This is a genomic window from Rhizobium sp. NFR12 (assembly GCF_900108545.1).
GTDB classification, from domain to species: domain Bacteria; phylum Pseudomonadota; class Alphaproteobacteria; order Rhizobiales; family Rhizobiaceae; genus Neorhizobium; species Neorhizobium soli.
On the sequence record NZ_FNWM01000002.1, the window covers coordinates 1,092,047 to 1,115,825 of the forward strand.

Sequence of the window (23,779 nt, forward strand, 5' to 3'; positions counted from 1 at the left end):
CTTCGCCCCGGTTGCGCGTTTCGCAGCAAGGGGCCGTATGCGTGTGAGGTTCGACTATCGCGCTTAGGAGACGACGGGCGGTGCGCGCGGCAGCGGAACCGGCCAATGCGTGCCGATAGGGTTGGCATCGGTGAGCGCGGATGCAATCGCCTGAGCAAATTCCGGAATCGTCAGTGTCGAGGCGGTGAAAGCCAAAGCACCGTCTGCGCCGCTCCACTGGCTGGGACCAGCCTCCCTGCGGTCGGCAGTCGCCAGCGTGCGAATAGGATCGCGTTTGCTGGCTTGTGGTGTCTCCGAGCTCTTCTCGCTGGAATGCGCAATGCGCAAAATTGCCTGGCTGTCACGAAGGCCACCAGACAGAAGAGCGACGAAGGCGATCAGCAGTGCCGCGACAAAGACTGCCCATTGCGACGGGAGCTTGTCCTGCGCGCACCGGGCCGTCTCTCGTGTTCCTGCCGGAAACACCGCCATCCGTTCCAACTCCGGAATATTCGTCACACCGAAGAGCCTGCTTCGGAAGAATGCCGCTTCTAAAGGAGAGTGCTGGTACGGTCAATCTCATCACGGCGGGGGATAACCGAAGTTTGACCCGCCTCGCGTCGGGCGCGAACCGGCCTTGACCTCAGTCAGCGATTGGACGGGGCTCACCAGCACTTTCGAGCTGGGGGTCCGCGAGCCCCTGACCGGTTATTGCCGGCTGCGACCACCTAACGTTGCTAGCCGGCCTGCTTCAATGGCAGCGCTCTGATTCGACGGTCAATCTCGATTGTATAATAATGAGCGTTTAAACCGCTGTTTCAAAACGAGCCGAAAAGACTATGCAGACTGGATCAGCGGCAAGACTTCGATCGTGCCGTGATAGATCATGGTGATTGCGACATAGACGATCACGGCGAGGCCGAGATAGGCGATCCAGCGGTAGCGGTTGAGCAGGTTCGCCACGAAATTGGCAGCGATACCCATCATCGCAATCGACACGACGAGACCGATGATCAGGACTGCGGAATGCTCCTGAGCAGCTCCGGCAACGGCAAGGACGTTGTCCAGTGACATGGACACATCAGCGACGACGATCTGCATTGCCGCTTGAAAAAACGTCTTTTGCGGCTGGTTGGCGGCCGCAGCGTTGAGCGCGTCGGCGTCTGCCGTATCGTGGGCACGCAGTTCGCTCCACATTTTCCAGCACACCCAGGCGAGCAACAGGCCGCCGACAAGCTGCAGCCCGACGATGCCGAGAAGGTATGAGGTGACCGCTGCAAAGATCAGACGAAGCACGGTTGCGGCCGCGATGCCGAACAGGATTGCCTTCTTGCGCATGTCCGCCGGAAGGCCGGCAGCGGCAAGACCGATAACGATCGCGTTGTCGCCGGACAGCACGAGATTGATGGCAATGACCTCGACGAGGGCAGCCAAGCCAGCAGCGGTAAATAGATCCATGATAGGGAGGCCTGAATGGGAAGGATTGGAGGTAATTTCCTCTATCCGCTTCTTCGCGGTTGCGCACAAGCAATTTACAATTGTCTTTCCGCAAACCGTGTAACGGATGGTCTGCCGGAAGATCAGCAACGGCGCTGGCGGGCAGGATATTTACATTCCCCAATTCCACCGTCATCAATGAGGCTACAAACGGGGAAATACCATGACGCTTGAACAGGATATCGCCAGGATCGCCGAGCAGGAAGCGGCCCTGATTTTCGACCGCTTTGGTCCGGACGAAGCTTGGCGACTCGGTTCTTTGCTGCGCGACATGGCGATCGAGAGGGCACTGCCAGTCGCGATCGGTATCCGGCTTCACTCGATGCCACTCTTTTACACGGCGTTGCCGGGCTCGATGCCTGACAACGAAGACTGGGTTCGGCGCAAGAGCAATGTCGTCATGCGCTTCTTTCAGTCGAGCTATGGAATGGGTCTGAAGATGACCAGGCAGGAGACAACACTCGAGGCAAAGTTCTCGCTTCCTATTGCCGACTATGCACCGCATGGCGGCAGTTTTCCGATAAAGGTGAACGGCGCGGGCTGTATCGGCGCAGTCACCGTATCGGGTCTCCCGCAGCGAGACGATCACAGGCTCGTCGTGGAGGCTCTGCTGGTGATGATGGGCAAGTCGTCCGACGGTCTTCAACTGGAGCAAGCTTGATGAGTTCTGAAGCGGTTCGTACTCCTGAAGACGTGCTGAATTTTTGGTTTGTCGAACTGGGACCGGAAAAATGGTTCGAAAAGAACCCTGCGCTGGACGTCGCAATCTCGAAGCATTTCGCAGCGACGCACCTGTTTCTGGCGCATGGAGATCTGGATACGTGGCGAGGGTCACGCGAGGGGCATCTCGCGGCCATCATCGTGCTCGACCAGTTTTCTCGCAATATCTATCGGGGCACACCGCTGGCGTTCGCAACAGATTGGATCGCGTTGCGGGAGGCGAGGCTGGCAGTTGACGAAGGTGTCGATACGGGCGCCGGTCTTCATGAGCGGTGCTTCCTGTATCTGCCCTTCGAGCATTCGGAAGCGCTTGAAGACCAGGATCGCGCAGTCGAGCTTTTTGCTCTCCTCGGCGACGAACGATATCACGACTACGCGGTCAAGCACCGGGAGGTGATCCGTCAGTTCGGCCGCTTCCCGCATCGAAATGCTTTGCTCGGACGCAATTCGACCCCGGAAGAGCTCGAGTATCGTGCTCTGCCGGGGTCGGGTTTTTGATCAGATCTGATCTAATCAGCGCTTAGCGTCTAAAGGCGCGCGCAACTGCAATAAGTATGCAGGCGCCGATAAAGCCGGCGATGAGGTAGCCAATCCAGCCGCCCAGCACAACGCCGAAGAAGCCGAGAATGGCGTTGGCGATGATCGCGCCGACGATGCCGAGAAGGATGTTCATGAAGACGCCCATATTGCTCTTCATGAACTGTTCTGCCAGCCAGCCTGCAATGCCGCCGATGATGATGGCTGCGATCCAGCCGATGCCTGCTTCTTCCATGTCTTACCCTCACGTTTTGAATTTGCGATTGGTAACGCAGCAGAATGTTCCAAAGTTCCCAAGGAATTTTCAGGCTGTGCAGGACGTCCTTTTCTTCGCCTTGAAGTGCCTCTATTCGTGCCTGCGATTCCGATTGTCCTGAGAAGAGTAGAGACCGGTGCGCGTGAACTCCTTCGATCCCTTGTCGCTGATGACGCGAACGATCCGCGCATCCATGATCGTCCTGCTTGTGACCGCAGCAGCGTTTACGGCCAATGCGCAGGCTCCGCAAAACGGTACGACATCAACCCCGGCTGCACCGACCCCGGCTCCGCCGGCGCAGGCTGCGCCAACCCCGGCTGCACCGACCCAAGCGGCACCAGCCCAGACCGCGCCGGGCCAGGCAGCCCCCGGGCAGGCCGGGCAACCGCAGGCATCTGCTCAGCAAAACCCACAGTCGATGGTGACGGTCGACTCGATCAATCATGAAATGAAGGAGACATTGGACAGCCTTCGCGGCCGGCTGACCACGTTCAACGATCAGGTCAGGCAGGATACGACCGACGACGGCCGACTGGCCGAGCTTCGCCTGCAGGCGGAAGAGATCGTCGAACAGATGCGCAGCGCGTCTGACACGCTGAAGGCACGTGTCACGCAGATCCAGTCCAGGTTGACGAGCCTCGGAGAACCACCGGCCGAAGGGCAGCCGCAGGAAGCGCCGGCCGTCGCCGAGGAGCGCGGCAAGCTGGTCAATGAGCGTTCCGAGCTGAACCTCATCGTCGATGATGCCAACAACCTGGCCAACAGCGCGACAAATCTCGCCAACACGATCACCAACCTGCGCCGTGCCCTGTTCGCGCAGACGCTGTTTCGTCATACGGAATTGAACGCCGATCTATTCATCGAGGCGGGCAATGCCTTCGTAACTGAAGTGCACAACTTCAACGCGACGCTTGGCAGTTGGATCGGCTTTGTCATCCGCTTCAAGCTGCTTCAGCTTCTGAGCGCCATCGCGCTGTCCATCGGTGCTGCGGCCCTATTCCTCTGGGGCGGCTACCGCATTTTCGGCCGCTTCATTCGTCGCAACGGTCAGGAAGATCCATCCTACATCAAGCGTCTTTCGGTCGCCTTCTGGTCGACCGTGATCCAGACGGTCTCGATCGCGGCCTTTCTGGTGACCTCCTATCTCTTCCTCGATGGGTTCAATGTTCTCAGACCCGATGTGGCGCCGATCATTGCTTCGCTGTTCGGCTTCATCTGGTTCGTCTCGTTTGTCTGGAAGCTCACCTATGGCGTAATGGCGCCGGGAGAACCGGCATGGCGACTGGTGCGCATCACCGATAAGGGCGCGCGGCTGCTGACATTGGCCGTGCTCGTCATGGCGGTGGTCAACGGACTGGATTACCTTCTCGGCGCAATCAGCGAGGCATTGAACTCGCCGCTGGTTCTGACGATCGTCAAGAGCCTGTTCGCCGCTGTCATCGTTGGTCTCATCTTGATCGCCATTTCCTTTGTTCGGCCGCGCGTTGCCGAGGGCGAGGATCGTGGCGGCAGTACCGGCCATCCCTGGCCGCGGTTTTTCTCCGGTCTGTTGAAGATCATGGGCGGGCTGCTTCTGCTTGCTGTCCTGACGGGCTACATTGGTCTTGCCCGTTTTGTCGCGACACAGATCGTGCTGACGGGCGCGGTTGTCGTCCTGGTCTATCTGGGCTTCCTGTCGGGCAAGGCGATCTCCAAGCAGGGTGCGTTCAAGAACACCGGCGCCGGTCGGCAGCTGGCGGAGCGCCGCAATTTTGGCGAGGTCGCGCTCGACCAGACAGGGCTTGTTGCCGGCCTCGGCATCTATGCGTTCGCCCTGTTTCTCGGCATCCCGCTCATCCTTCTGACCTGGGGCTTCCAGACCACCGATATCGAGGCATGGATCTACAATTTCTTCACCGAAATTCGGATCGGTAACGTCTCAATCTCGATCGTCGGCATTTTCGGCGGCATCCTTCTGTTCGGATTAGGCTTTGTCGTCACCCACTGGGTTCAGAAGTGGATCGACAACAACGTTCTTGCCCGAAGCCAGGTGGATCTCGGTGTCCGAAACTCGGTGAAGACGGGCATCGGCTATCTCGGCGTCGGACTTGCCGTCATCGTCGGCGTGTCGGCTGCGGGCATTGACCTCTCAAGCTTTGCTCTTGTCGCGTCTGCACTGTCGGTCGGTATCGGTTTCGGCCTGCAGAACATCGTATCGAACTTCGTTTCGGGACTGATTCTGTTGGTGGAACGTCCGTTCAAGGTGGGTGACCACGTGGTGACGGGTGCAAACGAAGGTATCGTCAAGCGGATTTCTGTACGTGCGACCGAGATCGAGACCTTCCGCAAACAATCGATCATCGTGCCGAACTCCGACCTGATCAACGCCGCGGTCGGCAACTGGACGCATCGCAACAAGATCGGCCGTTCGGAAATTCCGATCGCTGTCAGCTACAACGCTGACCCGCAACGGGTGATGGACATTCTGCTGGAACTCGTCGACCAGATCCCCGAAGTGCTGCGGAATCCGGAACCTCACGTCGAGTTCCTGACATTCGGGCCGTCGTCGCTGAATTTCGAGCTTCGTTTCCATCTCGCTGACATGGGTGATGGCCTTCGTATCCGGAACAACCTCAGGATCGCCATTCTGCAGCGCTTCCGCGCGGAGGGCATCGAGATTCCGTTCCCGCAGCAGGAGATCGTCTTCCACCGCGGAAAGCCGGTCCTGCCGGATGAGGGAGATACGGCGGGTGGCGCGTAAAGCCACACGCCGACAATGGTAAGGTACCGGAATAATACATCATTCACTTTAGGCAGCGGTAACTCGATGACCGCTGCGCTCAAGATGTGAAAGTACTGCCTAATTAACGCTTCTGAAAATTGCTTCGCATAGAGTTAAACAAATGGGGCAAGGATCGGGGTTAAAAGGGTACCATGACATTTCTCGGCATTTCCGGCATGCAATATTCCGGCGAATCTTTGGCGAATGCGCGCATATTGCTTGCGGAAGATTCCAACGTATTTACGTCGATGGTCGGGACCCGACTGAAAGAACTGTTCGGCATCGAGATTGAGATCTGCCGTAACTTCGAAGATCTGCAGCTTGCTTACGATCGCTCCACCGAGCCTGTCACGCTTGCGATCTCCAACATCAACCTCCCGGGTGCTGAAAACGGAGAGGCGCTAGAATACCTGATCGATCTTTCGATCCCGACCATCGTCTTTACCGGCACCTTCCAGCAGGAAACACGCGATAGGCTACTGGCCAAGGATATCGTGGATTATATCCTGAAGGACAACGTCTTTGCGGTCGACATGCTGGCGGAATCGGTTTGCAGGTTCCTGACGAACCACCGCCATCACGTCCTGATCGTCGATGATAGCATGACCGCCCGCGCATTGCTCTCGAGTCGTCTGAAGCGCTATAATTTTAGGGTCAGTGTCGCCGAAAGCGGCGCCAAAGCCCTCGAGATCCTGAAGAAGAGCCCCGATATCGGTCTCGTCGTCACCGACTACAACATGCCCGATATCGATGGTTTCGAACTGACGCGCCGCATCCGCTCGGTTCGCGGTTCCCACGAACTGCGCGTGATCGGCGTGTCTTCGTCGTCGGACCGGCTGCTTTCCGCCCGATTCCTGAAGGCCGGCGGCAATGACTTCATGTTGCGGCCCTTCATCGATGAGGAGTTCTACTGCCGCGTCAACCAGAACCTGGATACGCTGATCCAGATCCGCACGATGCGCTCGAAGGCTCCAGCAGCCGACGTCAGGAACGTTGCCTGATTTCTTGAGAGCTGCTGAGTGTGTAAAGCGAGCGGCACCTCATATCGATGGCGTGCCGCTCTCCAAGAAAACTTACACCACGACCCCGGTGCGTGCGGTGTTGAGCGAAAGCTTGCGCTCTGCGCGTTCCTGCTGGGGTGAGCGGTTGTAGACCTCGCGGTAACACTTGGAAAAATGAGACGCTGACACGAACCCGCAGGCGACCGCAACCTCGACGACCGGCATCGAGGACTGCACCAGCAGATGCCGGGCGCGGTCAAGGCGGATCTCGAGATAGTAGCGGGCAGGGGATCGCCCCATTTCCTGCCGGAACAGACGCTCTATCTGGCGGCGGGACAGGCCGACATCGTCGGCGATTTCGACCAGTGACAGCGGCTCGGCCAGATTGTTTTCCATCAGCTCTATGATCTGCAGAACCTTGGAGTTCTGGACCCCGAGCCTGGCACGCAAGGGAAGACGCTGGCGGTCATGCGGGTTGCGGACGCGATCTGTCAGCTGCTGTTCGCAGACACGGTTGACAAGATTGTCGCCGAAATCCTGGCCGATCAGGTTCAGCATCATGTCGAGTGACGCGGTGCCGCCAGCGCAGGTATAGAGGTTGGAGTCGACCTCGTAGAGATCCGCATAGACTTCCGCCTGTGGAAACGCTTCGGCAAAACCCGGGAGGTTCTCCCAGTGGATCGCGCAGCGCTTGCCGTTCAGGAGCCCCGCCTGCGCCAGAATATGCGCGCCGGTGCAAAGGCTTCCGACAGCCGTGCCGCGGTTATAAGTCTCGCGCAGCCAGGCGTTGACAGACTTGTTGTTGAACTCCTCCACATAGATGCCGGAACACATCAGCACCATGCTGGGGCGATGCTCACCGCTCAGGTGACGGCGTTCGTCTGCAAGAGAGGAGTTGACTTCGAGACCGATACCACTGGACGAGTAAACCTTCTCGCCATCGACGGAACAGAGGCGCCAGGTATAGGCGGCGTAGCCAAGCATGCGGTTTGCGATCCGCAGGGTTTCGACGGCGGCTGCAAAGGGCAGCATCGTAAAATGCGGCACAAGAAAGAAAACGAGCGCGCGTTTCTTCGCGTGCCCACGGTTTGTAATATCCATGTCGCTGTTCCCTTCGCTGGCCGCCGTTAATCCGGTCGTTTCTTTAAAAGCGACATTGACACGGAAGGCGGTGACGGAGAAGGACATTTGACGACGGCGAAATGTCAAATTTGCGACGTCCAAAGGTCGCACACACTATAATCTGGTTAACAGGCGATCAAAAAAGACGCAGCCTCAAGACCTGCCTGCATGTCGCATGCAGGCCATGAGTATTGCGCATCATTGGCGCTTGAGGTCGTTGTCGGTGGATGGCCAACCGATATCCTTGCGGATTTCTGGTGGCAGGCCCTCAAGGACCTGTTCATTTTGACGGCGGCGCCATGCGTCCCGCAGGCTTGAAACGGTGCTCAGGGCAAGCCCGACGTATGTCGCAAATGACGACTGCGATGGTCGTGGCTGTACACTCTCACGATAGGTCATGATGCTCATCGATTTTCTCCTTGGGGCTCTCGTTCGAGCACTGGACGCCGATTCAATGTGAACTGCGGTCAGTCATCAAAAAAGAGAATTAAAATGATCCATCCCATCAAGATTCGTTTTGTTTTGAGATGGCGTGTCGTGTTTCCAAGGATGCGACCTGTTTGACTTTCAATCAAACGAAATGATATGGTGCTTAGGTTCAATTTAATTGATGGTGATGACGATGACCGTTCCGTTTCGACCGCCTCTTCCATTGCTCGATATCGACATCCTCAGAACCTTTGTTGCCATTGCCGAGACGGGCAATTTTTCGACTGCCGCAGAAGCGGTTCTGCGAACACCGTCGGCCGTGTCCATGCAGATCAAGAAGCTCGAAGAACAGTTGAAGACGACGCTGTTCCTTCGGGACGCGCGATCGGTGTCGTTGACGCAGAATGGCGAAATGCTTCTGTCCTATGCGCGCCGGATGCTCGCTCTATCGAACGAAGCGGTCTCGCGGTTCGTCATGCCCGATCTCGCGGGCGTCGTGAGGCTGGGCGCTCCCGATGATATCGCCGAGCGGTTACTTCCAAAGCTCCTGAAGGATTTCGGAGAGAGCTTTCCGGGGATCATGGTCGATGTCACCGTCGACCAGAGCCTGCAGTTACGCCGGCGGATGGATGAGCAGCGGCTGGATCTCACCCTGATCAACTGTGCGACAAGGCCGTTCCCGACCACCGGTGAAGTGATCCATTCCGAACGGCTCGTCTGGGCCGGTGCTAAATGCGGCAATGCCTACTTGCGTGATCCGCTACCGATCTCCGTCTGGGAGGATGGGTGCGTGTGGCGGCAGGATGCGATCTCTCAGCTCGATCGCCACAAGCGCTCCTATCGTATCGCCTATGCGAGCTCTCATACGATGGCGCAGCGCGCAGCAGTCGTGTCCGACCTTGCGATCGCACCATTCCCGCTTTCCTATGTCACGAGCGACATGCAGGTTCTGGGCGCCAAGGAAGGGCTGCCAGAACTCATCAGCTTCGACATTCGGCTCCTAACCGCGCCCCATCTCTCGGCCCCGGCCAAGGCTGTCGCGGAAAGCATGAGGGAAGCGTTCGGCGCGCTGGCAACGGCGGCCTGAACTCGGGCATTTCCGTGAGCATCACCAGATCTTCTTGGTGATGCCGTGATAAAGCCACGTCCAGATCGGCGGCGGAAAGCGCAGGGCTGATGGCCCGGATGGTTCATACGGCTTCAGATTGCCCGTGATCGCATCCTGGATTGCTTTGATTGCGATATCCGTCGCGGATGCCGTCATCAGGAGCGGATAGGTTGCCATCGTGTCGGAACGGGCCGGAGATATCCGTTTCTCGTAAAGCGTTCCGCCGGTATCGACCCCGTTGTCAACGAGATGGACGGTTGCCCCGAAATTCTGCGCATCGCCTTCCACGAGAGCCCAGTACCCGCCCATCTGGCCACGATACATCGGGTTGATGCCGGCGTGGAAGTTGATCACGGGGCAGGGGATCGCGGCAAGCGTTCGGGATGACAGGATACGGCAGGATATCGTGAAGACGACTGCCGGTCGGATTGCACTTACCGCAGCGTGACACGAAGCGTCATTCAGGGACGATACGGATGTCACAGGAACTGCCGGGTTGGAAGCCGCTATCAACCCGTGCTCGTGAATGATCTCTTCAGACCGTCTCGCTGCGATGCCTTTGCCGAGCCGTGACGCAATCATCGTAGCCAGCTGACCAAGCGCATGCATCCATCCAAACCGCTTCGCGCGCCGCTTCAGAAGCACCGATTTCGGTTCCGCTTCCTCCTGGATAACGTGGAGATCAGAAAACTCCCGATGGATGGCATTGATCATCACCTGCGGGTTTATGCCGCCAGCAGTCATGATCAAAACCCGAGAAGATGAATGTTCCGTCATGGGCCTGCCCCGTAATTGACCGCGTAGCGTGCGCGCTCATAGTAACGGGGAAAGATTGGCAAATTCACACCGACCTCTCGGTTCGCGCGCTGCGACAACCGATTTGTCCTGTATCATTGTGCTGGAACCGGCGGTGAAGTCATCGGGCGCGATTGGGCTGTTGCCAAAAAGCATCACAGCGGTCGCTAAGAGACACATCACATTTGATCACGTGAACTTTTTCCGAGCTGGAACGTTCCTGTGCCGGAAATTGATTTTCCGAACGATTTGATCTTCATCCAGGGAGTTTTCTAACATGACGGCAAAGACAGTCACGGTTATCGCCGCACTTTTCGTAACGGCAGCTTCGCTCAGCTCGTGTGGCAACACGATCCGCGGCGTAGGCCAGGACACGGCGAACACCGTGAACGCCACCCAGGACGCCGGCCACCGCGTTGGCAAGGCTGCACAGTAATTAGTTACTCCCCAGCTCCGCTGTCGGCCATCACGTGCCGGCAGCGAGGCTGCTGAGGTGCCCCGCAGCGAGGGGCAGGGCGGTCTTGGCGTACAAGCTACGGCCAGTTTCGATGCGCTTTGCTCGACTTGATCAGACTCGAGCCTTTGGATAGGCGCGCTCGAAGCCGCCTGACTGATCAAGACCCTTCTTGAACGCCTGATAGGCTGGGTGCTGGCTGGATTTCGCCGCTTCCGCAATGCGGATTTGAAGCCGCGCCGGCGCTGCATTGCCGAGCCATCCACCAGATTTTTCCAGTTTCAAAGAGTTGAGAAACCGTCCTTCACTCGCCTGATCCAGGTAGAGATGCAGACCCGACAGGAGAAGGTCATCGCTCGACGGGTTCTCCATCAACAGAACAAGCCAGGACTGCTGTTCGGCCGACCGGTTCTCGAAACTCTCGGCAACGGTCTCGCGGCTGCCAATTGGCGAAATGTTGCTCACGTCTTCATCCTTTACCGTGATCGTTTCACGCCAGATCCGCGCCTCCACACCATGGGGAGCGCCGTCCTGACCTTTGTCGATCTTATCGCCCAACATGTCGACCTTGTCGATAAGGACGTCGGCATATGGCCGGTTGGCGTCAGAACGGTCCGACGCCGAGCCCTGTCATTCCGCAGCGATCCGTGCCTCCTCGGATGATGCAGGGCTGACCATGGCAGAAATGATGGTGTGCAGGTCGAGCGTCCCGACAGGCGCTCCAGTAGGATCTGTCACCGTTGCCCGTGTCAGGCTCGCCTCGCAGATCGCTCTCGCAGCGCTTTCGATCGTCGTGTTGCCCGCAAGCCTGATGCCGTCAGTCAGACCGTCGAACGGTTTCATCACGGTTTTTGCCTGCAACACACGCCCTCGGTTCACCTCCTTGACGAAGGCGGTGATGTAGTCATCAGCCGGTGACAGGACGATATCTTGGCCGGTTCCCTGCTGCACTACCTCACCATCGCGCAGAATGGCGATCTTGTCGCCCAGCCTCAGGGCCTCGTCGAGATCATGGGTGATGAATACGACGGTCTTCTTGAGCTCCGCCTGGAGATCGAGAAGCACGGTCTGCATGTCGACGCGGATCAGCGGATCGAGCGCGGAATAGGCCTCGTCCATCAAAAGGATGTCGGCATCGTTGGTCAGCGCCCGTGCGAGGCCGACGCGTTGCTGCATGCCGCCGGAAAGCTGGTTCGGGTAGTGGTTCTCGAAGCCGGAGAGGCCGACCCGCTCGATCCAGTACTGACCTTTCTTGAAGCTTTCCGCGCGAGGCACGCCCTGGATATCCAGTCCATAGACCGTGTTCTCGATCACGGTCCGATGCGGCAGAAGCGCGAATTTCTGAAACACCATCGCCGTCTTGTGCCGACGGAATTCCCGAAGATCGTTTTCGCTCATCGTGCACACGTCGACGCCGTCATAGACGACTTCGCCGTAGGTCGGGTCGATCAGCCGGTTGATATGGCGGATCAGGGTCGATTTGCCGGAACCAGACAGACCCATGACGACCGTGATGCCGCCCGCCGGCATGGATATGTTGATGTCTTTGAGGCCGAGCACATGACCGTGGTTCTTGTTGAGCTCGGTCTTCGTCATGCCCGCCTTGATGGCGTCGATATACTGGCGACCGTTCGCGCCGAAGATTTTGTAGAGACCTTTGATCTCGATGCCGTGACTAGCCATGGACCACCTCCGAATGTTTTTGCAGGCGCTTGCCGAATGCCTGGCTTGTTCGGTCGAAAATGATGGCGATCGCAACAAGCGCGAAACCGTTCATGATGCCGAACGTAAAGAACTGGTTGTTGATCGCCTGGAGCGTGTTGCGGCCAAGCCCGCCGACGCCGACCATGGATGCGACCACGACCATCGCTAGCGACATCATGATCGTCTGGTTGATCCCGGCCATGATTGTCGGCAGGGCCAGCGGCATCTGCACGTTCTTCAGCTTCTGGCTTGGCGACGAACCGAACGCATCCGCGGCTTCGAGCACTTCCTTGTCGACAAGCCGGATGCCGAGATTGGTCAGGCGGATCATTGGCGGCACCGCATAGATGACGACCGCAATCAGTCCCGGAACTTTGCCGATACCGAAAATCATCACGACGGGAATGAGGTAGACGAAGCTCGGCAGGGTCTGCATCACGTCGAGAACCGGGTTGACGCTTGCCTGCGCCCGGTCGGACCGCGCCATCAGAATGCCGATAGGGATGCCGACGATGATGGAGATCAGAGTTGCGACCGTGGTGATCGCGAGCGTGATCATCGCATCGTTCCAAAGGCCGATAAAGCCGATGAACGACATTCCGAGCGCGGTACCGATGGTGATGCGGATGCTGCGGCTGCCGAGATAGACGATGGTGAGGATGACGGCGAGGACGATGATCCACGGCGAGTTGGTGAACAGCCTTTCCAGGAAGTTCAGGAACCATTGCAGGGGCTGGACGATCGTATCGATAAAGCCGGTATATTCGCGAACAAGGCTCTTGAACCCCTCATCGATGACCTTGCGTGCTTCACGGATGGAAGCGTCGCTGATCGCCGGAAAGCTACAGAGAGCGTTCGGCAGGAAGTTGCAGGTTGCCATGATGTTCCCCTTTATAGGTTGGATTTTTGGCGTAACCCGGCATGGCTGCCCGAGCGCCTTCCTGACCAAATCAGCTTCATGCACGTCTGCAATGGATAAGGCGTCGGGTTCGCGCGACCGTCAGCGGTGGACGGCTTGTCGCGACTTCTCACGCGCCTTGAGAGGGAAGCCGCAGATCGGCTTCCCTCATTGGCAAGGCTAGGCTCAGAGAGCGGCCTTTACCTTTTCGGCGACGTCGGCACTGACCCACTTGCTCCAGATTTCCGGGCTGGTTGTAAGGAAGTGCTTGGCGGCGTCTTCATTGGTGCCCTGGTTGTCGGTCTGCCAGGCGAGAACGCTGTTGATCGTGGCGTTGCCCCATTTGCGGGCCTTGATGTAATCCATCGCGACGCCGGCCTTGTCGGCGAACTTCTTCGTTACGACCGTGAAGGCTTCCGAACTCGGATAGGAGTTGACCTTTGGGTTCGGGCAATCCGGAACCGCCGTGCAGGCATCCCAGTTGGCCTTGTCATGCGGCGTATCGAAGGACAGCTTCACCATCTCGTATTTGCCGAGAATCGCGGTCGGAGCCCAGTAATAGCCGAGCCAGCCGGTCTTCTTCTCGAATGCGCCGGCAATCGAGCCGTCGAGCCCGGCAGCAGAGCCGGTATCGACCAGTTCAAAGCCTTTTTCGCTTGCACCGAGAGCCTTGTAGAGGTTGGCGGTCGATGTCTGGCAGTTCCAGCCGGACGGGCAGTTGGTGACCGCGCCCTTGGATTTGTCTTCCGGTGCCGGGAAGAGTTCGGGATGAGCAAGCGCCTGCTGAACGGTCTTGATATCCGGGTGCGCGTCCGCAAGGAATTTCGGGATCCACCATCCTTCGACAGCGCCGTCGGCAAGGATTTCCGCAGCGATGACGAGGCGTCCTTCCTTGACAGCTGCGTCGAGCGGGGTACGCACGGCGTTGACCCAGAATTCGGGTGCAAGGTCAGGCTGACCTTTTTCGTTCATCGATGTGAAGGTCGGCATCGTGTCGCCGGTCACCATTTCCACCGAGCAGCCATACCCGTTTTCGAGAATGATCTTGTCGATATGAGCGGCAACCCCTGCGGACGCCCAGTTCATCTCTGCGATTGATACCGAACCGCAGTCGGCATGGGCAGTGCCGGCAAAAGCGTAAAGACCGGCGGCGAAGGCTGCGGAAGTGAGGAGTTTCTTCATGTGTAAGACCTCCCAGTCTTATTCGTGACAGTGTTCAACTCTGGAGGCGCCGATAGCCGGCACCCGATGACTGCGGCTTTGTGCGATCAACCGGTAGATGTGATTGCACCGGCCAGCTGGCCTCATGCGTCTTTTATACGCCAGCGAATGATGTCACAGGCGTTGCGCTATAATGTGTCAGCAGTATCAGCCTACGTTTTCCGAAGCAGAAATCAACTGTCCGCGAGTAACCGCACAATAACGGGCATATCACCAAGCCCTTGTAAGATATCGTGTTCGCGTCTTTTGTGACGACAAAAGCGCCATCGCCGGCAATAACTAAGCAAACTCTGCAACCAGTAGCAGCCCGTTCATGCAGTCGGCACTTTGTCACGACCGATATTTGACGTTTAGTGGCTGATTAGCGCCCTCGCTGTCGCAAAGAAAAATTCACGCAGTGTGGGGAAAAAATTGAAACTGCAGGCATTGGTAACGCGCTAATAACCATACGGTAAGAATGTACGCGTAGATGTTGCCGCCATGGTCGTCCTCGAACGACTTGGCGCCGGATCAGGTAGTGCATACCGGCCGCCATAACCATTTTGCAGTGACGCAAGCGATCTCGAAATGAAAGGTCGCGCTATGGTTGCATTCATATCGACTTTTGGGTTGTCATTTCACATCAGCCAGCGCTGAACGTACGGATAAAACCGAGCAGCGAAAAGCGCGTGTCGAGTTCAATGGCGCGGGTTTGACGATCACGACGCGGAAGGCTCGAATTCCAGGCAATCTGAACGCTGTCATTGTTCTTGAAGATGTAAAGCATCGGTGTTTCCTCAGAGGCTTCGTAGACCGAAGCCATGTCGTTTTCATATGCGCTCAGATACGCGGCGAACCAGCGCGTTTCAACGCAACAAGTCGGCAGCGCATGTCGCAAACAGAATGCCCATTGAGAAAGTTGTGAGATCGCGCCCCGAAATGTCTAACCCGCATGGGATTGACGGGTGACCTTCAACGAGTCAACATGGCGCTGCAATGCAAATCCAGAGCAAACACCAGCAGGGCCGGACGCCTTCCTCATCTACGAATCGTCCGGTCCCTTTCTCTGCGATCGGCCTGCTGCCATGACCCGCTCCGGGCGCGTCGTCCTTGTCCTTGGCGGCGCCAGATCCGGCAAGTCATCCTTCGCTGAAAAACTTAGCGGCGAAACCGGTCTCAACAGGCACTATGTTGCCACAGGCCGCGCCTTTGACGCCGAGATGGAAGAACGCATTCTGCGCCATCAAGACGACCGTGGCACGGGCTGGATCACCCACGAAACACCGTTGAACCTCGTAGCCAACCTTCGCAGCATAGACTCTGATGATGTCGTCATCCTCGTCGACTGCCTCACGCTGTGGGTGACGAACCTGATGATGGCGGAGGCAGACATTGCCTCAGCCTCTGAAGGACTTCTGTCTTATCTGAGGGATACTGCTTCGACCGTCATCCTCGTGTCGAATGAAGTCGGTCTTGGTATCGTGCCGGACAATCGCATGGCGCGAGACTTCCGCGATCATGCCGGCCGCCTGCATCAGGCAATCGCAGCCGTGGCAGACGACGTATTTTTCGTGGCCGCCGGCTTACCGCTGAAGATGAAGGGGTGACGGGCTATACTGGTTTCGGTCGGGAGATAATCTAGAACCCCAGCCAGATACGAACCGGATGAGCCGGATTGGCGATCAGTTTGGTCGCAAGCGCAATGCATGAGATCACCAGCAGCGGCTTGATGATCTTCGCACCGTTCCGCATCGCCAGTCGCGACCCAATCTGCGCACCGATGAATTGGCCAACGCCCATCATCAGGCCGATCTTCCAGAGCACCGATCCCGACGCTGCAAACACCAGAAACGACCCGAAGTTGGAGCCGAGATTGATGAGCTTCGTGTGGGCGGTCGCCTTGAGCAGTCCGAAGCCGGCGAGCAGAACGAAGCCCAGCATGTAGAATGATCCGGCGCCTGGCCCGAAGACGCCATCGTAGAGCCCGACGATCGGCACGGCGGTCAGCCCGAAAACGAACGGCGTCACCCGTCGGTGACTTTCCAGATCGCCGAGATTGGGTTTGATCGCAAAGAAGATTGCGATTGCCACGAGCAGAAAGGGGATCGCGGTCGTCAGGAATTCGGCTGGAACGATGGAGGCAAGCAGCGCACCGATGGCGCCGCCGAGCGCCGCCATGGCTGCCATCGGCAGCTGCTCTTTCAGCTTCACATGGCCCTTGCGCGCATAGGCGATTGTTGCCGATGCCGAGCCGAACTGGGATTGCAGCTTGTTCGTCGCGATCGATTCCAGCGGCGGAATGCCGGCAATGAGCAAGACGGGGATGGTGATCAGCCCGCCGCCACCCGCAATCGAATCAACGAACCCCGCGAAGATGGCTGCGAGGAAAAGAAGAAAAAGCAGCTGAAATGCAATGTCGCTCAAGGCTGGCGCTCTGCGTGAAGGAGAGGAGGGGAAATGGCGAAGGGATGCGCGCCGGCTTGTGGCACCGAATCGGTGATCCGGCAATAGGAGGGGCGCTGGCAGCGGTTGCAGATTGCGGCTGCATTGCAGTAAACCGTTGCGGCGCTATGTTGCGCGATGAACGGCCGCTGGCTGGCGGCGAGCATTTCAAGGTATTCGCATGCAAAAAGTCATATTCGATACTGACCCCGGCGTAGACGACGCCATGGCGCTGCTGTTTCTCCACCGCCATCCGGATATCGATCTTCTCGGCGTGACAACGGTGTTCGGAAATGCCTCGATCGAACTGACCACGCGCAATGCGCAGTTCCTGCACAAGGAGTGGCGCATCGACGCGCCGATCGCCAAAGGGGCGGGCAAGACGCTTGATCCGTCGCGGGTCGAGCAACACTCGCCGACGATCGTGCACGGCGAGGATGGCCTCGGCAATATCGGCGTGCCGCTCGAAATCGATTGGCCGCTCGATCCGCGTGAGGCATCGCAATTCATCATCGATACGATCAGGGCCAATCCCGGCGAAATCACCATTGTCGCGGTCGGTCGCATGACCAACCTGGCTTTGGCGCTGCAGGCTGATCCGGAGATCGCAGGCCTGACCAAGCAGGTGGTGATCATGGGCGGCGCTTTCGACGTCAATGGCAATGTGACGCCAGCAGCCGAAGCAAATATTCACGGCGATCCGGATGCCGCCGATATCGTCTTTACCGCGCCGTGGAACGTCATTGCTTTCGGCCTCGACGTCACCATGAAGACGATGATGTCGTCAGATGATATGGCTGAGTTGGCCAAGGGTGGCGATAAGGCGCTAACACTCCTGTCCGACCTTTCGCAGTTCTATATCGATTTCTACCGCCAGGGCGCGGGTCTCGATGGAATGGCAATCCACGACAGCTGTGCCTGCGTCTATCTGGTGGCGCCCGATCTGTTCAAACTCCGCAGCGGCCCTGTCCGCGTGGTCTGCGGCGGCATTGCCGATGGCGAGACGATCCAGGCGCCTGACACAGGCCGACGGTTCGTCGATAGTCCTTGGGATGGTCAGCCAAGCCAGAAGGTCGCGGTCGGTGTCCAACCCGAAAAGGTCCTGGACGTTATCCGTGTCGCGCTGACGGCAGGTCGGCCGGCCTAGCCCTCTTCAAATTTGAGGGCGGTTTGGCATTCTGACCGATCGGCAATCGATGTTTAGGCAACAATATAGCGGCAAATTGGCGCCGTCTTGTTGGAACCCATTGGCATTTTCGATTGGTTTCCTTATGTGGAACACCGAATACAGACTTTTTAAAAGGACATGGGCGTGACTGCTACATTCGACAAAGTTGCCGACATCATCGCTGAAACCAGCGAGATCGACCGCGAGACGATCACGCCGGAGAGCCACACGATCGACGATCTTGGCATCGACAGCCTGGACTTCCTCGACATCGTTTTCGCGATCGACAAGGAATTCGGGATCAAGATCCCGCTCGAGCAGTGGACCCAGGAAGTGAACGAGGGCAAGGTCTCGACGGAGGAATACTTCGTTCTGAAGAACCTCTGCGCCAAGATCGACGAACTGAAGGCGGCAAAGGGCTAAAGCCCAAAGCCGACGCAAGTTCATGCTGCTTGAATATTTCCAGATGATTGATCGGGTGGAAACGCTTGATCTCGCGGGAAAGACGCTGACTGCACGCTCGGTCGTTCCTGAAAAGAGCCCTGTTTTCGAAGGGCACTTTCCGGGAATGCCGCTCGTGCCGGGCGTGCTTTTGATCGAAACCATGGCGCAGGCATCCGGAATGCTGGTTCTTGCGGCGACCGATTTCGCCGCGATGCCATTCCTGATGTCGGTGGACAGTGCCAAGATGCGTGCGTTTGTCGAGCCGAACGCCGTGCTCGACATCGAGGCGTTTCTGGAGCATGAGGGTTCCGGCTACATGGTGACGAAGGCTAAGATTACGTCCGGCGGCAAAAAGGTCTGCGATGCGCAGCTCAAGCTGCGGACAATGCCGTTCAGTGAAGTTCCGCTGGCGCCGATCGTGCGCAAGCGCGCCGAAGAGATCGGCCTCATTGCGGCGATGCAGGCCGGCGCCTGACGCATAGCCTTCAGGAATAATGCGGCCCGGACGGACCGGCTCTAGAGTGTCTCGTCGTGCCTGATGTCGTCGCTGGTCAATGGCCGCGCAAAGAGGACAGTTATGAAGTCTGACAATGATGTGGTGATTACCGGGGTCGGTATCGTGACCTCGCTCGGCGTCGGCATAGAGCCGCATGTCGCGTTTCTGACGGGATCGTCCATCGACGAGCCCAAGGTCGAAACTGAGCGTTTCAAACCCTATCCTGTCCATCCCATGCCTGAGATCGACTGGTCCGCACAGATCGCCAAGCGCGGCGATCAGCGCCAGATGGAGAACTGGCAGCGCCTCGGCGTTTTCGCCGCGGGGCTCGCTCTTGATGACGCCGGCCTGAAGACGGATGCGGACGCCTGCGCCTCGATGGACATGATCGTTGCAGCCGGCGGCGGTGAGCGCGACATCAAGGTCGACTCGCTGATCGTCGACGAAGCCCTGAAGCGCAACGATCGCGACATGGTCTTGAATGAGAAGCTGACGACGGAGCTGCGTCCCACCCTGTTTCTTGCCCAGCTTTCGAACCTGATGGCTGGCAATATCTCGATCGTCCACAAGGTCACCGGATCGTCCCGCACCTTCATGGGCGAAGAATCGGCCGGTATCTCGGCCATCGAAACCGCCTTCCACCGCATCAAGGCGGGCCAGTCGACCCACAGTCTCGTCGGTGGCGCCTTCGTGGCGGAACGCGCCGATATCATTTTACTGGTCGAGGGCATCCGTGCCCACGCGACCGGCGAATGGCAGCCATTGTGGTCTCGCTCGCCGGACAATGGCGGTGGCATGATCACAGGTTCTGTCGGCGCCTTCCTCGTGCTCGAATCCCGCGGCTATGCGCAGGCGCGTGGCGCTCGGATCTACGCAACGATCGATGCCGTCGAAGGCGATCGCGGCAACCGTGACGATGGCGGGCTTGAGAAGCGCATGTCGCGGCTCGCAGCCGACGGCACGCCAGGTGCGGAAACCGTCGTGTTCTCCGGCGCGAGCGGCATGGTCGATCTCGCCAAGCGCGAGAAGGCTGCTCTGGAGCAGGCTTTCCCTGGTTCCGCCATCCGCGGCTTTGGCGGCGTCACCGGCCATGCGATGGAAGCGCAGTTCCCGCTCGGCATTGCTCTTGCGGCGCTGACGCTCGACTCTGCCGCCAAAGTTCCGGCCTTCGACGCTGAAAACGAGACGCCAATGGCGTCCACAGCAAAGCAGGCGATTGTCACTACAGTTGGATATACACGCGGCGAGGGGATTGCAGTCCTCTCTGCCAAGGCGTGAAGGAGACAGTCATGAGCGACAACCGCTTTACGGATCATCTCGGCCGGCCAATCGTCGCGGTAACCGGCATGGGCGTCATCACCTCGCTCGGCCAGGGCCTTGAGGACAACTGGTCAGCGCTGACCTCAGGCACGTCAGGCATTCACAAGATCACCCGTTTCCCGACCGAAGGCCTATCGACCCGCATCAGCGGCACGGTCGATTTCATCAAGGTTCCAGCCGAAAACTCGGTCGAGCGCTCGTTTGCCTTTGCCCGCGAGACGACTGCAGAGGCGTTGGCGCAGGCCGGTTTGTCCGGCGATTTCGATGGACCACTGTTTCTGGCAGCGCCGCCTGTCGAACCGGAATGGTCCGACCGTTTCGCGCTCGCAGACCGCGCGCCGCCATCGACGCGCGAAGGCGATGCCTACGATCGCTTCCTGACCGCCATGCGCGAGCGTCCCGATCCTGTCTTCCTCGAAGCCGTCCAGTTCGGCTCGATCTCGGAGCGCCTGGCCGACAAGTTCGGCACCCGTGGCCTTCCCGTAACACTGTCGACGGCTTGCGCCTCCGGTGCAACGGCGATCCAGCTCGGCGTCGAGGCGATCCGCCAGGGTCGGACCGACAAGGCGCTGGTCGCAGCGACAGACGGTTCGGTCAGCGTCGAGGCACTTGTGCGTTTCTCGCTCCTGTCAGCACTTTCGACACAAAACGACCCGCCGGAAAAGGCGTCCAAGCCGTTCAGCAAGGACCGCGACGGTTTCGTCATCGCCGAAGGGGCGGCAACGCTCGTTCTGGAATCCCTGCAGTCGGCCATAGCCCGCGGCGCCAAGGTGCTCGGCATCGTCAAGGGTCTCGGCGAGAAGGCCGATCACTTCCACCGCACCCGCTCGTCCCCGGACGGCGGCCCGGCGATCGCCACGATCCGTGCGGCGCTCGAAGATGCGGGCATGGACGAAAGCGGCATCGGCTATATCAACGCTCACGGCACATCGACGCCGGAAAACGACAAGATGGAATATAGCTCCATGCTCGCCGTGTTCGGCGAGGGGCTGAAGGGGATTCCGGTATCGTCGAACAAGTCGATGATCGGCCATACGCTGACGGCAGCCGGTGCTGTCGAAGCCGTATTCTCGATCCAGACGATGCTGACCGGCACTCTGCCGCCGACCATCAACTACACCAATGCCGATCCGACGATCGAGCTTGATGTGGTGCCGAATGTGAAGCGGGACGGTGCGCCAAGGGCGGTTCTGTCCAATTCCTTCGGCTTCGGCGGCCAGAACGCCAGCCTTGTCATGACGCTGGAACCGGCGTAAGGCGAGCCCCCAAGACTTTTGGTAGACTTTTGAACGCTCCAACGGGCGAAGGATGACTTGTTATGCGCGCGCTGCAACTGATTGATGACCGCAAGCTCGAAGCCGTCGATATTCCCGAGCCGGAAGCGCCGGGTCCCGGCGAAGTGACGTTGCGCGTCAAGGCCGTTGCCCTCAATCACATCGACGTTTGGGGCTGGCGGGGCATGGCCTTCGCCAAGCGCAAGATGCCGCTGACGATCGGCGCCGAAGCCTCCGGTATCGTGGAAGCCATCGGTCCGGGCGTCTCGAATGTTCTGCCCGGCCAGCTCGTGTCGATTTACGGCGCCCGTACCTGTGGTCTCTGCAAGGCGTGCCGCGAAAAGCGCGACAACCTTTGCGAAAATGTCTCGGGTGTTCATGGCTTCCATCTCGATGGCTTCGCGCAGGAAAAGGCCAATCTTCCGGCCCGTCTTCTCGTTCCGGCACCTCCGGGCGTCGATGCCGTTGCAGCTGCACTCGCGCCTGTCACGTTCGGCACGGTCGAGCATATGCTGTTCGACAACGCCAAGCTCCAGCCCGGCGAGACCATTCTCATTCACGCCGGTGGCTCGGGCATCGGATCTGCCGCCATCCAGCTGGCAAAGAAAATGGGCTGCACGGTCATCACCACGGTCGGTTCGGACGACAAGATCGAGAAGGCCAAGGCCCTCGGCGCCGATCATGTCATCAACTACCGCGTCGATCGGTTTGAAGGCGTCGTGCGCAAGCTGACCAAGAAGAAGGGCGTCGATGTCGTCTTCGAACATGTCGGCAAGGATACCTGGGCGGGTTCCATGCTGTGCATGAAGCGCGGCGGACGCCTCGTCACTTGCGGCTCCACCTCGGGTGTTTCCACCGACCTCAATCTGATGATGCTGTTCCAGCAGCAGTTGAAGCTCATCGGCTCGTTTGGCTGCCGCATGGAGAACATGGCCGATGCCATGCAGAAGATGGCCCAGGGCATCGTTCATCCGGTGATCGACACAGAAGTCACGTTTGATGAAATCCACAAGGCATTTGCCCGCATGGAGAGCCGCCAGATCTTCGGCAAGATCGTCCTGAGGATGGACTGACCACTGATGAAGATGGTCATTACCCGGATTGTTCTGAAGCTTATCCACTTCCGCCAATGGCTGGTGGCGCAGCTCACGTTCGGGCTGCTGAATTTCCTGAAGATCTTTCCGGCGGATCCGGCGATCCGGTTTGCCGATCGCTTCGCACGCTACATCGGGCCGAAATTCTGGCGTCATAAACTGATGATGACCAATCTGCGCAACGCCTTTCCGGAAAAGGGTGAGGCGGAGCTGCAGGAGATCGCTGTCGCGAGTTGGGGACACATGGGCAGGCTCGCCGCCGAATATGTCTTCCTCGACCGGCTGTTCGATTTCGACCCCGAACAGGCAGAGCCGGGCAGGGTGGAAGTCTCGGGCACCCCGATCTTCCTGGACCTGCGCGACAACCCACGTCCGTTTATCGTCTTTACCGCCCACACCGGCAATTTCGAGCTCCTGCCTGTCGCCGGCAAGGCCTTTGGTCTCGAGGTCATGGTGTTGTTCCGTCCGCCGAACAACCCTTACATCGCCGATAAGGTCTTCTCGTTCCGCAGTGCCCGCATGGGGCAGCTCGTGCCGTCGCATGCGGGGTCATCCTTCTCGCTGGCAAGGCGCCTGGACGCGGGCGGGGGGGTGGGTGTCCTCGTCGACCAGAAGTTCAGAAAAGGCTTGTCGACCAATTTCTTCGGACGCCCTGTTAAGACGAACCCGCTTCTTGCCAAGCTCGTGCGTCAGTTTGATGCGGATGTCTATCCGGCCCGCTGCATCCGTCTCCCGAACAACCGTTTTCGCCTTGAGATAGAGCCTCGCATCGAACTTCCGCGCGACGAACGCGGCAATCTCGACATCCAGGGCACGTCTCAGGTCCTGAACGACAAGGTCGAATCCTGGGTGCGGGAATACCCTGAACAGTGGCTGTGGTATCACGACCGCTGGCACATCAAGAAAACGGTCACAGATTGATTTTCTGAGGCCACAATTCTCGTGTGTTGCAAGCGTCTACGGGTATTTACCGGCCATTTTTAGGGGCCGTTTTTGAGACTACATTTAACGTGTGATGTATTATACGAGATTGGACGCAGTCGTCTCAGAGGGCCACGGCTGACGTGAGGCTCGTGTGGA

26 protein-coding genes are annotated in these 23,779 nt (G+C 58.6%); 14 read left to right on the top strand and 12 right to left on the bottom strand.

The window, feature by feature from the left end; all coding sequences use genetic code 11:
• Positions 1-63: 63 nt before the first annotated feature.
• On the bottom strand, positions 64-471 hold the full coding sequence (locus BLW69_RS12635) for a hypothetical protein (protein ID WP_092662217.1): 408 nt from the start codon (positions 469-471) through the stop codon (positions 64-66).
• 345 nt (positions 472-816) lie between these two features.
• The gene (locus BLW69_RS12640; protein WP_092662219.1) at positions 817-1,437 is read right to left on the bottom strand and encodes a TerC family protein; all 621 of its coding nucleotides are present in this window, start codon (positions 1,435-1,437) and stop codon (positions 817-819) included.
• A gap of 202 nt (positions 1,438-1,639) precedes the next feature.
• Between BLW69_RS12640 and BLW69_RS12645 the strand changes: the two genes are divergently transcribed.
• On the top strand, positions 1,640-2,137 hold the full coding sequence (locus tag BLW69_RS12645; protein ID WP_092662221.1) for a heme-degrading domain-containing protein: 498 nt from the start codon (positions 1,640-1,642) through the stop codon (positions 2,135-2,137).
• A complete protein-coding gene (locus BLW69_RS12650; RefSeq protein WP_092662223.1) occupies positions 2,137-2,694 on the top strand; it encodes a DUF924 family protein in 558 nt (185 codons plus the stop codon). Before BLW69_RS12645 ends, BLW69_RS12650 begins: the two co-directional genes overlap by 1 nt.
• Before the next feature lie 22 nt (positions 2,695-2,716).
• Here the strand turns inward: BLW69_RS12650 and BLW69_RS12655 are convergent, their stop codons facing one another.
• Positions 2,717-2,968 carry a GlsB/YeaQ/YmgE family stress response membrane protein gene (locus tag BLW69_RS12655; RefSeq protein WP_062457205.1) on the bottom strand — a complete coding sequence of 84 codons (252 nt, stop codon included), beginning with the start codon at positions 2,966-2,968 and terminating at the stop codon, positions 2,717-2,719.
• A gap of 157 nt (positions 2,969-3,125) precedes the next feature.
• Between BLW69_RS12655 and BLW69_RS12660 the strand changes: the two genes are divergently transcribed.
• On the top strand, positions 3,126-5,729 hold the full coding sequence (locus tag BLW69_RS12660) for a mechanosensitive ion channel family protein (RefSeq protein ID WP_244508810.1): 2,604 nt from the start codon (positions 3,126-3,128) through the stop codon (positions 5,727-5,729).
• A 173-nt stretch (positions 5,730-5,902) separates the two neighbouring features.
• Positions 5,903-6,751 carry a response regulator gene (locus tag BLW69_RS12665; RefSeq protein WP_092662225.1) on the top strand — a complete coding sequence of 283 codons (849 nt, stop codon included), beginning with the start codon at positions 5,903-5,905 and terminating at the stop codon, positions 6,749-6,751.
• A 72-nt stretch (positions 6,752-6,823) separates the two neighbouring features.
• Here BLW69_RS12665 and BLW69_RS12670 read toward each other — a convergent pair whose 3' ends face one another.
• Both BLW69_RS12670 and BLW69_RS12675 read right to left on the bottom strand, forming a co-directional pair.
• Entirely contained in the window at positions 6,824-7,852 is a 1,029-nt protein-coding gene (locus BLW69_RS12670; RefSeq protein ID WP_062458093.1) for a GlxA family transcriptional regulator, read from the bottom strand.
• A gap of 219 nt (positions 7,853-8,071) precedes the next feature.
• Entirely contained in the window at positions 8,072-8,281 is a 210-nt protein-coding gene (locus BLW69_RS12675; protein ID WP_092662227.1) for a hypothetical protein, read from the bottom strand.
• 214 nt (positions 8,282-8,495) lie between these two features.
• Between BLW69_RS12675 and BLW69_RS12680 the strand changes: the two genes are divergently transcribed.
• On the top strand, positions 8,496-9,389 hold the full coding sequence (locus BLW69_RS12680) for a LysR family transcriptional regulator (protein ID WP_062458089.1): 894 nt from the start codon (positions 8,496-8,498) through the stop codon (positions 9,387-9,389).
• A 21-nt stretch (positions 9,390-9,410) separates the two neighbouring features.
• Here the strand turns inward: BLW69_RS12680 and BLW69_RS12685 are convergent, their stop codons facing one another.
• Entirely contained in the window at positions 9,411-10,187 is a 777-nt protein-coding gene (locus tag BLW69_RS12685) for a formyl transferase (RefSeq protein WP_092662229.1), read from the bottom strand.
• A 295-nt stretch (positions 10,188-10,482) separates the two neighbouring features.
• Here BLW69_RS12685 and BLW69_RS12690 point away from each other — a divergent pair, with 295 nt between their 5' ends.
• Positions 10,483-10,641, top strand: a complete 159-nt coding sequence (locus tag BLW69_RS12690; protein WP_062457192.1) for an entericidin domain-containing protein — start codon at positions 10,483-10,485, stop codon at positions 10,639-10,641.
• A 132-nt stretch (positions 10,642-10,773) separates the two neighbouring features.
• Here the strand turns inward: BLW69_RS12690 and BLW69_RS12695 are convergent, their stop codons facing one another.
• From BLW69_RS12695 to BLW69_RS12715, 5 genes are all read right to left on the bottom strand, one after another.
• Positions 10,774-11,106, bottom strand: coding sequence for a hypothetical protein (locus BLW69_RS12695; RefSeq protein ID WP_244476163.1), 333 nt, complete (start codon positions 11,104-11,106; stop codon positions 10,774-10,776).
• Positions 11,107-11,289: 183 nt separating this feature from the next.
• On the bottom strand, positions 11,290-12,342 hold the full coding sequence (locus tag BLW69_RS12700) for a quaternary amine ABC transporter ATP-binding protein (protein ID WP_062580606.1): 1,053 nt from the start codon (positions 12,340-12,342) through the stop codon (positions 11,290-11,292).
• Positions 12,335-13,243, bottom strand: coding sequence for an ABC transporter permease (locus tag BLW69_RS12705; RefSeq protein WP_062457186.1), 909 nt, complete (start codon positions 13,241-13,243; stop codon positions 12,335-12,337). Before BLW69_RS12705 ends, BLW69_RS12700 begins: the two co-directional genes overlap by 8 nt.
• Positions 13,244-13,447: 204 nt before the next feature.
• Positions 13,448-14,443: an ABC transporter substrate-binding protein gene (locus BLW69_RS12710; RefSeq protein WP_092662231.1), complete on the bottom strand. Its 996-nt coding sequence runs from the start codon at positions 14,441-14,443 to the stop codon at positions 13,448-13,450.
• A gap of 661 nt (positions 14,444-15,104) precedes the next feature.
• The gene (locus BLW69_RS12715) at positions 15,105-15,284 is read right to left on the bottom strand and encodes a hypothetical protein (RefSeq protein ID WP_113469042.1); all 180 of its coding nucleotides are present in this window, start codon (positions 15,282-15,284) and stop codon (positions 15,105-15,107) included.
• Between the two features lie 262 nt (positions 15,285-15,546).
• On the opposite strand from BLW69_RS12715, the gene cobU reads away from it, so the two are divergent.
• The gene (cobU, locus tag BLW69_RS12720; protein WP_092662563.1) at positions 15,547-16,068 is read left to right on the top strand and encodes a bifunctional adenosylcobinamide kinase/adenosylcobinamide-phosphate guanylyltransferase; all 522 of its coding nucleotides are present in this window, start codon (positions 15,547-15,549) and stop codon (positions 16,066-16,068) included.
• Positions 16,069-16,099: 31 nt separating this feature from the next.
• On the opposite strand, the gene BLW69_RS12725 is transcribed toward cobU, so the two are convergent.
• Positions 16,100-16,885, bottom strand: coding sequence for a TSUP family transporter (locus tag BLW69_RS12725; RefSeq protein ID WP_062457174.1), 786 nt, complete (start codon positions 16,883-16,885; stop codon positions 16,100-16,102).
• 199 nt (positions 16,886-17,084) lie between these two features.
• Between BLW69_RS12725 and BLW69_RS12730 the strand changes: the two genes are divergently transcribed.
• From BLW69_RS12730 to BLW69_RS12760, 7 genes are all read left to right on the top strand, one after another.
• Positions 17,085-18,050 (top strand): nucleoside hydrolase, encoded by a 966-nt coding sequence (locus tag BLW69_RS12730; RefSeq protein ID WP_092662233.1) that lies wholly within the window; start codon positions 17,085-17,087, stop codon positions 18,048-18,050.
• A 159-nt stretch (positions 18,051-18,209) separates the two neighbouring features.
• Entirely contained in the window at positions 18,210-18,494 is a 285-nt protein-coding gene (locus BLW69_RS12735; protein WP_092662234.1) for an acyl carrier protein, read from the top strand.
• A 22-nt stretch (positions 18,495-18,516) separates the two neighbouring features.
• A complete protein-coding gene (locus BLW69_RS12740) occupies positions 18,517-18,990 on the top strand; it encodes a 3-hydroxyacyl-ACP dehydratase FabZ family protein (RefSeq protein ID WP_092662236.1) in 474 nt (157 codons plus the stop codon).
• Positions 18,991-19,092: 102 nt separating this feature from the next.
• Complete coding sequence (locus BLW69_RS12745) at positions 19,093-20,289, top strand: beta-ketoacyl-ACP synthase (protein ID WP_092662238.1); 1,197 nt, start codon at positions 19,093-19,095, stop codon at positions 20,287-20,289.
• An 11-nt stretch (positions 20,290-20,300) separates the two neighbouring features.
• Positions 20,301-21,587, top strand: a complete 1,287-nt coding sequence (locus BLW69_RS12750) for a beta-ketoacyl-ACP synthase (RefSeq protein ID WP_092662240.1) — start codon at positions 20,301-20,303, stop codon at positions 21,585-21,587.
• Positions 21,588-21,649: 62 nt separating this feature from the next.
• Complete coding sequence (locus BLW69_RS12755; RefSeq protein ID WP_092662242.1) at positions 21,650-22,678, top strand: zinc-binding dehydrogenase; 1,029 nt, start codon at positions 21,650-21,652, stop codon at positions 22,676-22,678.
• A gap of 6 nt (positions 22,679-22,684) precedes the next feature.
• On the top strand, positions 22,685-23,620 hold the full coding sequence (locus BLW69_RS12760) for a lipid A biosynthesis lauroyl acyltransferase (protein WP_062457157.1): 936 nt from the start codon (positions 22,685-22,687) through the stop codon (positions 23,618-23,620).
• Positions 23,621-23,779 lie beyond the last annotated feature (159 nt).

Bases quoted from the DNA above. Each gene is read 5' to 3' on its own strand.
- BLW69_RS12635 (WP_092662217.1), bottom strand. From the start codon at position 471: ATGGCGGTGTTTCCGGCAGGAACACGAGAGACGGCCCGGTGCGCGCAG.
- BLW69_RS12710 (WP_092662231.1), bottom strand. From the start codon at position 14,443: ATGAAGAAACTCCTCACTTCCGCAGCCTTCGCCGCCGGTCTTTACGCT.
- BLW69_RS12705 (WP_062457186.1), bottom strand. From the start codon at position 13,243: ATGGCAACCTGCAACTTCCTGCCGAACGCTCTCTGTAGCTTTCCGGCG.
- BLW69_RS12755 (WP_092662242.1), top strand. From the start codon at position 21,650: ATGCGCGCGCTGCAACTGATTGATGACCGCAAGCTCGAAGCCGTCGAT.
- BLW69_RS12715 (WP_113469042.1), bottom strand. From the start codon at position 15,284: ATGGCTTCGGTCTACGAAGCCTCTGAGGAAACACCGATGCTTTACATC.
- BLW69_RS12655 (WP_062457205.1), bottom strand. From the start codon at position 2,968: ATGGAAGAAGCAGGCATCGGCTGGATCGCAGCCATCATCATCGGCGGC.
- BLW69_RS12750 (WP_092662240.1), top strand. From the start codon at position 20,301: ATGAGCGACAACCGCTTTACGGATCATCTCGGCCGGCCAATCGTCGCG.
- cobU (WP_092662563.1), top strand. From the start codon at position 15,547: ATGACCCGCTCCGGGCGCGTCGTCCTTGTCCTTGGCGGCGCCAGATCC.
- BLW69_RS12665 (WP_092662225.1), top strand. From the start codon at position 5,903: ATGACATTTCTCGGCATTTCCGGCATGCAATATTCCGGCGAATCTTTG.
- BLW69_RS12735 (WP_092662234.1), top strand. From the start codon at position 18,210: ATGGGCGTGACTGCTACATTCGACAAAGTTGCCGACATCATCGCTGAA.
- BLW69_RS12745 (WP_092662238.1), top strand. From the start codon at position 19,093: ATGAAGTCTGACAATGATGTGGTGATTACCGGGGTCGGTATCGTGACC.
- BLW69_RS12700 (WP_062580606.1), bottom strand. From the start codon at position 12,342: ATGGCTAGTCACGGCATCGAGATCAAAGGTCTCTACAAAATCTTCGGC.
- BLW69_RS12680 (WP_062458089.1), top strand. From the start codon at position 8,496: ATGACCGTTCCGTTTCGACCGCCTCTTCCATTGCTCGATATCGACATC.
- BLW69_RS12760 (WP_062457157.1), top strand. From the start codon at position 22,685: ATGAAGATGGTCATTACCCGGATTGTTCTGAAGCTTATCCACTTCCGC.
- BLW69_RS12730 (WP_092662233.1), top strand. From the start codon at position 17,085: ATGCAAAAAGTCATATTCGATACTGACCCCGGCGTAGACGACGCCATG.
- BLW69_RS12685 (WP_092662229.1), bottom strand. From the start codon at position 10,187: ATGACGGAACATTCATCTTCTCGGGTTTTGATCATGACTGCTGGCGGC.
- BLW69_RS12675 (WP_092662227.1), bottom strand. From the start codon at position 8,281: ATGAGCATCATGACCTATCGTGAGAGTGTACAGCCACGACCATCGCAG.
- BLW69_RS12640 (WP_092662219.1), bottom strand. From the start codon at position 1,437: ATGGATCTATTTACCGCTGCTGGCTTGGCTGCCCTCGTCGAGGTCATT.
- BLW69_RS12690 (WP_062457192.1), top strand. From the start codon at position 10,483: ATGACGGCAAAGACAGTCACGGTTATCGCCGCACTTTTCGTAACGGCA.
- BLW69_RS12740 (WP_092662236.1), top strand. From the start codon at position 18,517: ATGCTGCTTGAATATTTCCAGATGATTGATCGGGTGGAAACGCTTGAT.
- BLW69_RS12645 (WP_092662221.1), top strand. From the start codon at position 1,640: ATGACGCTTGAACAGGATATCGCCAGGATCGCCGAGCAGGAAGCGGCC.
- BLW69_RS12670 (WP_062458093.1), bottom strand. From the start codon at position 7,852: ATGGATATTACAAACCGTGGGCACGCGAAGAAACGCGCGCTCGTTTTC.
- BLW69_RS12650 (WP_092662223.1), top strand. From the start codon at position 2,137: ATGAGTTCTGAAGCGGTTCGTACTCCTGAAGACGTGCTGAATTTTTGG.